We start from the raw sequence: 12136 nt of genomic DNA on the forward strand, positions 1-12136 counted from the left end.
CTGACTAATTGGTCCCGTCTCAGCGATCAAGTCCAATCGAATAGCTGCAGTCGCTTATCCAGGTCCGGGGCTGCCGCCGCAGTTTCACGCAATGCGGCGCTTCCGATAGCGCTCGCATGCCTCTCGCAGGAGCGCTCGCATGCCTCTCGCAGGGTCGATCTTACTAACTAAGCGTCCAGCAAGTGCTTGCATGATCGAATAAGACGCGATATGAGAAAAATTCGATCATAGAGAAGCAGCGTCCGGTTGCGATGATCACACAAGGGGAGGACTTGATGAAGTTCACGACATTCTGTTCCGTATTCGCGCTCAGCCTAGGTGCGTGCCTGCCTGCGCACGCTAACGATGCTGTGCTCACGGATGGAGCTGTCCAAGAGGAGCAAACGCAGACCGTCGACAGTGGTGAGATCATCGTCACGGCTCAGCGTCGCTCGGAAACTCTTCAGAAGGTGCCCGCGTCGGTCGAAGTTGTCAGCGGTGATCAGTTGCGCTCGGCTCACATCAGCAATCTGTCGAGCCTGCAGGAAGTTTCGCCCAGCTTGATCGTGAATCAGACGTCGAATCCAAGCAATGGCAGCTTCACTGTTCGCGGCATAGGCACAACGGTGACAGACCGCGGCTTCGAACAGTCGGTTGGCGTCTACATAGATGGCGTGTTCCGCGGTCGTCCCGGATCTGCGCTCCAGGATCTTCTAGACATTGAGCGGGTCGAGGTACTGCGTGGTCCTCAGACTACCTTGTTCGGCCGCAATAATGCCGCCGGTGCGCTCAACATTGCGACCACGCTCCCTGATGCCACCAAGCTCGCCGTCTACGCTGAGGGTACGTACGGCAACTACAATGCGATTGAGGCAAAGTTGTCGGTCAATGTCCCGATCGTGGCCGACAAGCTCGCGATCCGCGTCGCCGCGTCGGAAAGCAAGCGTGACGGCGTGCTCAAGGCGCTGCGTCTGCCGGAAGGGTCGATGAACTCGCGCGACCGCCAGAGCTTCAGAGTACAGTTGTACTGGACGCCAACGGAGACGACGCGGGTGCGGCTGATCGGCGACTACTCGCAGCTTGACGACAACTGCTGCTCCTACACGCCGTTGTTCATCTCGGATGCTGTGGCTGCCGGCGAGTTTGCTGGATATACGCCTCCGGGACCGGGTACGCGCGGTGTGTCGCCATCGAATCCTGCGGTTCCGGGAACCTTCTACAATCCGTTCAATCGCGTGACCACGCAAGGCAATCTGACGAACGAGAAGACGTGGGACAAGGGTGTTTCGCTGCAGGTGGATCAGGATTTCGGTAACCTGACCCTTACCGCGATTGGCGCCATGCGCCGGTTCAAGTCCGACGTGCGCGTAGACCTCGACGGCATCGATCCTCCCCGTCTGATCTACATGTCATATCCGACGACATGGATCAGCGAGAACTCCGCCGAGGTGCGCCTGCAGAACGCTTCGGGCGGTCCGCTCGAGTTCGTGGTTGGAGCGTACTATTTTGATCAGAAGATCACCGACGTGAACTATCTGCCGATCATTCTCGACGGCGTGCTTATTCCGCGCTTCAACTCGACGGGCGTGGGTACCGCCGAGAGCGGCGCCGTGTTCGGGCAGGCGACCTACAACGTCACGGACACGTTGCGAGTTACAGGTGGTCTGCGCTACTTGACGGAAACCAAGACCGCTCATGTCACGGTGCAGCCGGGCACGGCGACCTTCCCGGGCGACCGTCGGGTCGAAAACGACGCGCTGATGGGAACGGCGGTAATCGCATACCAGCCGTCGGCGGCGGCGAACTTCTACCTCCGGTACGCACGTGGCTACAAGTCTGCGGCGATCAATCTGCTCTTCTCGCAGAATCCAGCCATCTCCAGTCCGGTCGTCAATCCGGAGACGACCGACGCCTTTGAGGCGGGTGCCAAGCTGCGGCTTGCGGACGGTCGGGTCAACGCGAATATCGCCGTCTATACGCAGACGATCAACGATCAGCAGGTCCAGGCTTATAACAGCGCCACGGCCACGTTCTCCACGCTGAATGCGGCCAAGGTCCGGTCGCGCGGCGTTGAAGCGGAACTGACCTTCCGCCCCGTCAAGGGCATCACGCTCTCGAGCGGAATTAACTATCTGGACGCAACCTATCTGAGCTTCCCCGGCGCACCGCCAGCGGCGGGCAGCCCGCTGCCGCGTCAGGATCTTACAGGGGCGACGCCTACCAATGCGCCGCGCTGGACGATCACCGGGGGCGTGAACTTCGATCAGCCGCTGAACGACACGGTGTCGCTCCAGGGTGGCGTGAACATCCGTCACGCTACCAGCTACTACAGCGACCTTCCGCACACTGAGGCCTTCAAGAACGGCGTGACGAACTTCGTCAACGCCAATCTCGAGCTGGCCTTCAGCAACGGCTTTGGTCTTCAGATCTGGGGACGGAACCTGACTAAAGAGAACATCTACCTTGGCGGTATCGGCACGCCTCGTGGCCTAGGTAGCCTGACGGCCTACACTAACGAGCCTCGCACCTACGGTGTGACTCTTCGGTATCGATACTGATGTGGCGGCGTCGTCGGGCCGGCTTTCCAGGGTCGGCCCGGCGGCGCCATATTTATGCACGTATTAGACAGATGCGGGATGGGCATGACGCGCAAATGGATCCTGTTCGTTGCGGGCCTTTTGCTAATGCTCGGTGGGGCGCTGCTTGCCCGAAGCATACAGTCAGCGGACGGTGTGCGTGTCACTGATGTGGCGATCAACACGGGGGCTGGCTTCGATCTGCGTGGGCTACTCTACGTGCCGCGCTCGGCGACGACAGCGCGCCGTCGTCCCGCCGTCATCTTCAACCACGGATTCATAAACAGTCGCGAGATAATCGCGCCTTTCGCGATCGAGCTTTCGCGTCGCGGGTTCGTGGTCCTCCTCCCGGACATGCCGGGGCATGGATACTCTGGCGGCATAGTCGGTGCGGCTGATTACGGCGGCCCTGCAGCCTTGCGCTACCTGCGCTCGCTGCCATTCGTCGATAGGGGCAACATCGGCCTGGCCGGACACTCGATGGGCGGTCGCCCGGCGATGGCTGCCAGCGTTCGCGCGCCGAGCGACTATCGTTCCGTCATGCTGGTGGGCTCCGTGCCCAAGTATGACGGCAAGCCGGTGCAGCCTCGCAACCTTGCAATCGTGTTCGGTCGCTACGAGGAACTCGCTGCCTTGATGTGGCAGGTTCCTCGAGGTGGTGACGTGGGGCGCTCACCCGCTCTGCAGGCGGCCTTCGGCGCGGCAGGGCCGGTCGAGGCGGAACGGCTCTACGGAGACCTTCGGACAGGAACCGCGCGGCGGCTGTACATGGTGCCGTCCATCCACTCCTACGAGCACCACCAGCGCGACAGCGTCGCTGCCGTCGTCGATTGGTTTCAGCAGACGCTCGAGGGTGAGGCCAATGCGCTTGCCCCGGAGGACCAGCGCTGGCAGTTGAAGGAACTAGGCACGGCGCTGACCCTGCTGGGCATGTTCGTTCTGCTCATGTCCGCTCTTACGCTGTTTCTGGAACTGCTTGGCGCCAAGGCGGCAGCGGTGGCGAACGCGGCCTCTGCTCCAGGCAGAAATCGCGACTGGTGGCTGCGGACGGTTCTTCATACGCTGCTTCCGGCGGCGGCATTCATTCCGTTGATGAGCTTGGGACAGGCCGTCGGCGCAGGGCCAATGTTCCCGCAGCTCGTTCACAACCAGCTGCTGGTCTGGGCGATGGGCACTGCGGTGCTTACGCTCCCGCTGCGACTTTTTGGTCCAGGTGCCAGCCTCCTGCTTGGGCCCCAGTTCGTTCGCCAGGTCGCTGCGGCCGTTCTGGCGGTTGCCGTGGCGTATTTCGCGCTTCAAGTGACCTACACATCCTTCGGTACCGACGCGCGTCTATGGATGTGGTCGTTCAAGCCATTGGAATCGTCACGTGCTGGCATCGCAATCCCTTATCTGACCGTCTGGTTCGCTTTCTTCGTATTGCTTGCGCAGCCGCTGGCCGGCCACTTGGGACGAGGTGCTGGTGTCGCCCGAGACATCGCGGTCTGGGCTTGCGTGATGGCCGGAGGTTTCGTTCTGCTCGCTGCGATCAACTACGCGCATATGGCGATAACAGGCACCCTTGTTACCTCGTCCGTGCCCTTGCTCAGCATCCTCACCCTCCAGTTCAGTGTGATCCTAGCTGGGCTGGGAGCGATCTGCGCCTTGGCCTATCGCTGGACTGGATCGCCGATTCCAGGCGCTGCGATTTGCGCGCTCCTTGTGACATGGTATGTCACGGTGGGGACCGCTAACCATTGGGCCGTGGGCTTCGAGACTCCAGTCATACCGTTCGCTGCCGCTCGTTGAGTTTAGGTGCACTGAAGACGGTGCGATCATGCATCGAATATCGTGGCTATGGTTACATCTACAACCGCGATACACAGCGTGTTATGAGCGCCCGTCCCGCATCCATGAATAAGCCTCAACGCCGCAAGCAGGCGGATCGCCGTGCAGATACCCGTCGCCGGATCATCGACGCGACCATTCGCTGCCTGTACCGGTTGGGATATAGCTCGACCACCTTCGCGCTCGTAGCAGAGGCGGCCGACGTAAGTCGCGGGATCATCAGTTATCACTTCCTGACGAAAGCGGATCTGATGGTCGCGGTGCGCGACGCGGTCTATCTGGAGGAGCGTCGGCAGGTTGACGAGGTACGAGCCAAGCTTGGCACCGAAAAATATCTCCAGGAACTGCCCCGCATCGTGATGGCCGGTATGCGGCGCGAGCCTGCGATCGCTGTTAACGAGATACTGCTGGCGGCACGTGCCGATCCGGAGCTCAGCGCGAAGTTGCGTCAGGAGGAGCAGGAGATCGAGCGTCACACGCTCGCGTCGCAACGTGACAATTATGCGGAACTGGGCGTGGCGCCGCCGGCTAACCTCGCAGTGATGTCGCGTGTCGCCGTGGCGACGTTCCGCGGGTTAGCTATCGCGGAACTCGTCCAGGGCGAGGATGCCGAAATTGACGCGTGCGTCGAGTACGTCATCCAGCTCTTCGAGAAGGCCAGGGCGCCGGCCCCGTCATCCGCTAGCTGAATGTGATCTCATGGGCAGCGCCTGCGGCGGCACCTGCTCCACGCGCGACGGCAAGCGCGATCCAATCCTTCGACCGACACTGACGCAGGAGCGGGGCGAAGCCCGGAGATGCAAAACGAATGTTAGGATTCTTTGTAGAGGCCGGCCGGTTGATCCACTCTGAATGATCTTTCGGATCAATTTGGCGCTGGGATTGTGACTTTGTTCGTCGATATTGACGGTGTTCCTTGACACCTCGCGCACCATCTCGACCTCGCCGAGGTAACTACCGCTGTTCTGTTCGAGGAACGCCCGCACGGTCACTCCACCTTGGCGCTAGACAAAGATCAGGGTGATCCATTCGGCGATCAGCGCCGGCTTGACCTCGCCTTCGATCTCGACCGTGAACTCGACTGTCTGCTGCCACTGGCCGGGATGCTTCTCCAGTAGTTCGATCGTTCTGAATAGGCCACGTACTCGTTTGCCAGACCGGACGGGCATCATGAACCGGACTCTGTTGCCGCCGTAGTTGACTGCCATCTTAACTCCCTCGATCGCTGGCCCGGCAACCCGCGAGCGGAGGAGGGGCATCAGCGACAGCATGAGGAAGCCGTGAGCGATCGTGCCGCCGAATGGCGTCAGCGCGGCGGCTTGCGAATCGATGTGAATGAACTGATGATCGCCGGTCGCCTCGGCGAACTTGTCGATCATCGCCTGAGTGACATTGACCCATTCGGATACACGCTCCGCATTGCCTTGCTGTGCCAGCGCCTTGATTGTGATCGTGTCGGCCATCTCTGTCCCCCTTCTATTTCGCGTGAGTAGTATTGCTCAGCACCATGGCGGTCGCGATGGGCCGCGTGGGGCGGGGCCTAATGCAATGGCGGGGCGGGGCACCCGCTTATCGTGACCGATCGCGGCACTCGACAAGGTCGCCTGTACGAGTCATGCTTCGGATCGGCCGGTGCTGGCGAGTGCCGCGTCCCGCCTCACAGGTGGACGGGATGTTCCCGAGCATTGCGGCTGCCTCCTGCCCCCTAAGGTTCAGGCTCGCGCGGTAGACGTGAGGGTCTTGCCGACGGCTTCCTGCCACCCCTGCCACAACTTGCTACGCCGCTCTTCGTCCATCGACGGCATGAAGCGATCACGCGCAGCCCAGATGGATTTCAGCGCATCCAGATCAGACCAGAGACCGACCGCTAGGCCAGCGTGGAAGGCGGCGCCAAGTGCCGTGGTCTCCAGATGTACCGGCCGCTCGACAGCCACATCGAGGAGGTCAGCAAGGAATTGGCATAGCCATTCATTTGCGGCCATTCCGCCGTCCAGGCGGAGAGTGTCAGGGGATGAACCACCGTCTGCCGTCATGGCGAATACGAGAGCTCTCGTCTGATAGCCCACCGCCTCGAGGGCGGCGCGCGCGAGGTGAGCCTGCGTCGTGTCCAACGAAAGCCCGAATATGGCGCCACGCGCGTCGGCGTCCCAGTGAGGTGCCCCAAGGCCGACGAAGGCAGGCACCATGTAGACGTTGTGGCTGTCCGGAACCTGCGTCGCCATGTCGCACGTGTCGCTCGCGTTCGAAATGACGCCGATGCCGTCTCGCAGCCACTTGATCGCGGCTCCCGCGACGAAGATCGAGCCTTCCAGAGCGTAGGTGGTGCGCCCGTTGAGCCTATATGCCGGGGTTGTGAGCAAGCGATGCCGCGAAATGACGGGCTCCTCGCCCGTATTGAGAAGCATGAAGCAGCCTGTGCCGTAAGTGGATTTCGCCATTCCCGGCGAGAAACACGCCTGGCCGAACAGCGCGGCCTGTTGGTCACCGGCAATGCCCGTGATGGGGATTTCCGCATCGAACAGGCCGGGCGCGGTTTTTCCGTAGAGGAAGCTGTTGTCGTGGACTTCGGGAAGCACCGACATCGGCACACCGAACAGATCGCACAGCTCTTGGTCCCAACAACCTGCGTGAATGTCGAAAAGCGAGGTGCGTGAGGCATTGGTAACGTCGGTCGCATGAACCTCACCACCTGTCAGCCGCCACAGGAGGAAACTGTCGATCGTACCGAACGCCAGCATTCCATCCGCGGCGCGGGAACGCGCATCGGGCACGTGGTCCAGGATCCAGGCGATCTTGGTCGCGGAGAAGTATGGTTCCAGCAGAAGCCCCGTCCGCCTCATCACGAGACCCTCATTGCCCTCGCTGCGCAGCTTGGCGCAAAGCTGCGACGTGCGTCGATCCTGCCAGACGACGGCCCGGTAGATCGGCTCGCCGGTAGTGCGATCCCACAGCAGTGCGGTTTCGCGCTGATTTGCAATACCGATCGCGGCGATCCCCTCCGCACCAATGCCGCTTTTCCCGACGGCTTCCCGCGCAGTAGCAAGCACGTCGCGCCATATGTCTTCCGGATCATGCTCTACCCAGCCCGACTGGGGGTAATGCTGGGCGAATTCTCTCTGTGACATGGCCACGGGTATGCCCAGCGCATCGAAGACGACGGCCCGCGTAGAGGTTGTGCCCTGATCGATGGCGAGAATGTGCCTCGGCGCTCCCAATTACCCTCTCCCGCTGATGAAGCCGTTGTCAGTGCAAAGCGCTAACAGTTCTCGCTACCGCTTTCAATCGAACCTAATGACTTTCGCTTTCGCTTTCGGTTTGCTAATCGCGAATGCGTTTGAACGCGAGACTATCATGCGGAATCGAATGCAGTGCGACGTCGACCTTCTAATCGTGGGTGGCGGCATAAATGGAGCCGGAATTGCCCGCGACGCGGCGGGCCGCGGTCTTTCCGTGGCTTTGGTTGAGCAAGACGATCTTGCGAACCACACCTCGTCGGCCTCGACGAAGCTCATTCACGGCGGATTGCGCTATCTGGAGTATGGGGAGGTTCGCCTTGTCCGTAAGGCGCTGATCGAAAGGGAGGTGCTGTGGAGCATGGCCCCGCATATCATCTGGCCGCTTCGATTTGTGCTGCCCCAGACGAACTCCCCGAGGCCAGCTTGGATGGTGAGGCTGGGACTGTTGCTCTACGACAATCTCGGAGGCCGCAAGAGGCTTCCCGGCACTGAGACGATCAGGCTCGGAGATGACCCACGAGGGAAGGGGCTGAAGCCGTCCCGCGGCGATCGAGCCTATGTGTATTCCGACTGTTGGGTCGATGACAGCCGCCTGGTCGTTCTGAATGCTCGCGACGCCGCGGATCGCGGCGCGCAGGTGATGACGCGAACCCGCTTGATCGAGGCGAGCCGTGATCATTCGAGCTGGACGGCCAGGATCGAAGACGCCGACGGCGTTCGGGTCATCACCTCGCGTGCTTTGGTCAATGCCGGGGGCCCGTGGGTATCGGACGTACTAGCCCGGACGACGGGCGGGGATCAGCTGTCACCGCGGCGCGGGGTCCGTTTGGTAAAGGGCAGCCACATCGTCGTGCCACGCCTTTACGACGGCGACCATGCGTTCATGCTTCAGAACCCGGATCGCCGCATCGTGTTCGCCATTCCCTATGAGGGCGAATTCACGCTGGTCGGCACCACCGACGAGGCTTGGGATGAGCCCCCGGGGCGCGCCAAGATCAGCAATGACGAGATCGACTACCTGCTGAAGACCATAAATCGCTATTTCCAGAGGCACACTAGCTGCGAAGAGGTTGCCTGGACGTACGCGGGCATTCGTCCTCTTTTCGATGATCAGGCGGCGAACGCGTCGGCAGTGACCCGCGACTACGTACTCGATCTGGACACGGGCCGAGCAAGCGTGCCCGGCGCGCCAATGCTCAGTGTTTTCGGAGGTAAGATTACCACTTATCGCCTACTTGCAGAGCAGGCTCTGGCCGCGCTCGCTCCTTTTTTTCCCGGTGCCAGACCGGCGTGGACGCGGGGTGTGGCATTGCCCGGCGGCGATATTCCCGAGGGCGATTTTGACGCCTATCTGCGTTCTCTCGTCCTGCGCTACCCTCACCTCGATGCCGGATTGTTGCGAAGGATGACTCGGTCACACGGCACTCGCGCGCCTTTACTGCTCGGCGAAACGGAATACGTATCCGACCTCGGTCAGGACTTCGGGGGCGGGGTTTATGCTCGCGAGGTGGACTATCTATCTGATCATGAATGGGCCCAGTCCGGCGAGGACATCCTTTTCCGCCGTACTAAGTGCGGCCTGCATGCGCCAAAGGGCGCGGCGGCATCGATCGACGCGTATCTATCCGATCGTTGCGGGGCGCGGTCTGGTCCGGCATGGTCGGCGACGGGCGTGGAGTTTGAGGAAGGCTGAGCGAGAGATGGATGACACCGGTGGCGACGTGGTTGCGGCGCGTCATGCCCGCATCCTGGAGCTGGCGCGTGGCACCGGCAGCGTCTCAGTGGAGGAACTCGCCACGGAGCTGGGGGTCACTCCTCAGACCATCCGCAAGGACCTGAACGCCCTTGCGGGTCGGTCGATGCTTTCCCGAGTTCATGGCGGGGCAATCGTCACGTCGGGCGTGGACAACATATCCTACACTGAGCGACGTGCCGTGGCCACTGGCGCGAAGGCCGCGATTGGCAGGGCGGCGGCGGCCTTGATCCCGAATGGCGCATCGCTGTTCGTAAATATCGGCACCACCACCGAGGCGGTCGCCATCCAGCTGACCGGGCACCGGGACCTTCTTGTGATCTCCAACAACCTCAATATCGTCGACATTCTCGATGGCCACGAGACAATTGAGTTGGTGGTGGTCGGCGGCCGCGTCAGGCGGGGGGATCGCGCGGTCGTCGGTCCCCTGGCCATGGATTTTATCCGGACGTTCAAGGTGGACTATGCCCTGATCGGCGCCTCGGCGCTCGACTCCGACGGCAGTCTACTCGACTTCTCGGTCGACGAGGTCCAGGTTACTCAGACGATCGTTCGCAATGCACGCGAGGTCATCCTGGTCGCGGATGCTTCGAAGGTGGGGCGGCCCGCCCCGGTTCGCATCGGTCGGCTCGACATGGTAAACTACCTTGTGATGGATCGACTGCTCGATCCGAGCCTGCGCGCGGCCTGCACCGAACATGGTGTCCGAGTGATCGAGACGGGCTGAACCTCGTGATCAGGCGCGGGTCGCTTGCATGGCTCGCGCCATTTATAGCCGGCCACCAAGGCAGAGCTGAATACGAAAATGGGCCGCTCGGCGCCACGACGCAGTGTCAGTCCTCTGCGGCGATGCTCACAGGACGCCATCGAGTTTGTCCATGAACTTGATTTGACACGATCGGCGCAAGCTGCCTTCCCTGTTGGATGCGCTGTGGAGCAAATCGTCCTCGTCCGCGCTCATTGGCGAAAGGCGATCGAGCCAGGAGGGGTTGCATGGACGTCGCAGGCGGCGCACGAATGGCAGCCACCGCAGAGCGCGAGCAGCTCATCGGAGCTCTGATCGCGCAGAATTTCCATCGCCGAACAGCCCGCCTCGGTGGTACGGCGCTGCACCGTTGGGGAACGTCGTGGTGGGGAGGCCACCGGCTGCTGCTAGCGACCCCACAGATTAACGTGGCTTCTGCCGATCACACCTGACACGTGCCCTCCAAGCTGGGGACGTGCGGCTAATGGATCTGAGCACCGCCGCATCAACAGGCGGCGCTCGGATCGCTTACTCACCCTACGCGCTTGCCGATAATCGGGAAGCTGCCGAACGAACCGGTGTCGATTGCACCGGAGATGGAGTCGCCACTGATGGTCGCGCTGCATTCCAGCGTCAGTGGCATCGGAACGGTGATGGGCTGCTTCCACTTGATCGTGTCGCCATCAATCGTGCCATCGATTTCGGACGCGCCCATCTGACCGCTGCTGCGGCCGGTGAAACGATTGCCATCTGCCTCAATCGAGAGGGTCATGGTTTGGTTGCCCATTGGTGTGGTGGCGGTGACCTCATAGAGGCCGGATACATCGCTCATGCTTTACTCCTTAGGTAATGGGGGGTTGGCTAGTGTTGGGATTGCGCCGGACGCCGCCGTCCATTGCCGCGGCAACCTCCTGCTGAACCTGGGCGCCGCCGGCCGACGGCACAGTTTCGCCCGTGCGGTCGCTGATCGTGTCCCACGCAGCAGCGACCAGCGCGCCCGCGTGATCGCCGCCGCCGATGAAAAGCCCTTTCGTCAGGGTGACGTAGGCCCGTTCAAAGTGACCAGCGCCGGCGCAGAGGATAGCGCGGGTTGGTGCGTATTCGGTCACCAGAGGCAACAGGCCGGGACTGACCCGCTCCGGCACGAGCAGTGCCTTGACCGGCTCGGGCAGGAGACCTTCGGTCATCGCTGTGGCGGCGGTCGGGGCGAGGCAGTTCACCCGGATGTCATTTTTCATGCCTTCGATGGAGAGCGTCTGCATGAGCCCGACCAGCGCCATCTTGGCCGCGCCGTAGTTCGATTGGCCAAAGTTTCCGAACAGGCCGGACGAGGACGTCGTGAGGACGATCCTGCCGTAGCCACGCTCCCGCATTGTGGGCCACACGGCCTTCGCGCAGATCGCGGATCCGATTAGATGGACATCGACGACTGCCCTGAAATCCTCGATCGACATCTTTGCGAACGAGGCATCGCGCAGAATGCCCGCGTTGGCGACGAGAATGTCGATGCGGTCCCAACGCATCAGCGCTACGTGCACCATCTCGGCCATGTCGGTTTCGCTCGTGACCGATCCCTCAAATGCGAGTGCCTCGCCACCGAGTGCTTCTATTTCAGCCGCCACTGCGGCAGCGCCGTTTCCTAGGTCGTTGACGAGGACGCGCGCGCCCTCCCGGGCAAGATACAGTGCATGCGCGCGGCCAAGTCCGCCGCCTGCGCCCGTGACGATCGCTACCCGTCCCGACAGCATCATCTCGAAATCCTTTCAACTTGAGCCGACAGAGCCTGGGTCGAGGCATGGTATCGGGTTCGCGGGTCCTGCTTCAGCACCTTGCCAATAATGCTCCGCGGAAGTCTCGCGATACCACGATGCATTCGGCCTGCAGGATGCCGAGGAAGATGGCGATCGACCGGATCGTGGTGGACGCGACGATCGCCATAGGCGTGCCCTGCGAGACTCCATCGCGTTGAAGCCCTGCGGCTATGCAGCCCATCAGGAAAATCGAGCGACCGATAGTCGAT

Annotated in this window: 9 protein-coding genes and 1 pseudogene; 5 read left to right on the top strand and 5 right to left on the bottom strand. The window is 61.7% G+C overall.

The window, feature by feature from the left end; all coding sequences use genetic code 11:
* Nucleotides 1–275 precede the first annotated feature (275 nt).
* The 3 genes from M9978_RS17630 (at nt 276) to M9978_RS17640 (ending at nt 5071) form a co-directional block, all read left to right on the top strand.
* Nucleotides 276–2537: a TonB-dependent receptor gene (locus M9978_RS17630; RefSeq protein WP_254295505.1), complete on the top strand. Its 2262-nt coding sequence runs from the start codon at nt 276–278 to the stop codon at nt 2535–2537.
* A 78-nt stretch (nt 2538–2615) separates the two neighbouring features.
* Nucleotides 2616–4343: an alpha/beta fold hydrolase gene (locus M9978_RS17635; protein WP_254295507.1), complete on the top strand. Its 1728-nt coding sequence runs from the start codon at nt 2616–2618 to the stop codon at nt 4341–4343.
* An 83-nt stretch (nt 4344–4426) separates the two neighbouring features.
* Nucleotides 4427–5071: a TetR/AcrR family transcriptional regulator gene (locus M9978_RS17640; RefSeq protein ID WP_254295509.1), complete on the top strand. Its 645-nt coding sequence runs from the start codon at nt 4427–4429 to the stop codon at nt 5069–5071.
* 315 nt (nt 5072–5386) lie between these two features.
* On the opposite strand, the gene M9978_RS17645 is transcribed toward M9978_RS17640, so the two are convergent.
* On the bottom strand, nt 5387–5845 hold the full coding sequence (locus M9978_RS17645) for a MaoC family dehydratase (protein ID WP_254295510.1): 459 nt from the start codon (nt 5843–5845) through the stop codon (nt 5387–5389).
* Between the two features lie 249 nt (nt 5846–6094).
* Nucleotides 6095–7597, bottom strand: a complete 1503-nt coding sequence (glpK, locus tag M9978_RS17650; RefSeq protein ID WP_254295512.1) for a glycerol kinase GlpK — start codon at nt 7595–7597, stop codon at nt 6095–6097.
* A gap of 148 nt (nt 7598–7745) precedes the next feature.
* Between glpK and M9978_RS17655 the strand changes: the two genes are divergently transcribed.
* Nucleotides 7746–9311 carry a glycerol-3-phosphate dehydrogenase gene (locus tag M9978_RS17655; protein ID WP_254295514.1) on the top strand — a complete coding sequence of 522 codons (1566 nt, stop codon included), beginning with the start codon at nt 7746–7748 and terminating at the stop codon, nt 9309–9311.
* Between the two features lie 7 nt (nt 9312–9318).
* Nucleotides 9319–10098 carry a DeoR/GlpR family DNA-binding transcription regulator gene (locus M9978_RS17660; protein ID WP_254295516.1) on the top strand — a complete coding sequence of 260 codons (780 nt, stop codon included), beginning with the start codon at nt 9319–9321 and terminating at the stop codon, nt 10096–10098.
* A 106-nt stretch (nt 10099–10204) separates the two neighbouring features.
* Here M9978_RS17660 and M9978_RS23560 read toward each other — a convergent pair.
* The 3 genes and pseudogenes from M9978_RS23560 to M9978_RS17675 form a co-directional block, all read right to left on the bottom strand.
* Nucleotides 10205–10514 (bottom strand): annotated as a pseudogene (locus M9978_RS23560) (2Fe-2S iron-sulfur cluster-binding family protein).
* 134 nt (nt 10515–10648) lie between these two features.
* Nucleotides 10649–10948 (bottom strand): hypothetical protein, encoded by a 300-nt coding sequence (locus M9978_RS17670; protein WP_254295518.1) that lies wholly within the window; start codon nt 10946–10948, stop codon nt 10649–10651.
* Nucleotides 10949–10958: 10 nt separating this feature from the next.
* Nucleotides 10959–11867: an SDR family NAD(P)-dependent oxidoreductase gene (locus M9978_RS17675; protein ID WP_254295519.1), complete on the bottom strand. Its 909-nt coding sequence runs from the start codon at nt 11865–11867 to the stop codon at nt 10959–10961.
* Nucleotides 11868–12136 lie beyond the last annotated feature (269 nt).

Source organism: Sphingomonas tagetis, from assembly GCF_024211275.1.
In the GTDB taxonomy this organism is placed as follows: Bacteria; Pseudomonadota; Alphaproteobacteria; order Sphingomonadales; family Sphingomonadaceae; genus Sphingomonas; species Sphingomonas tagetis.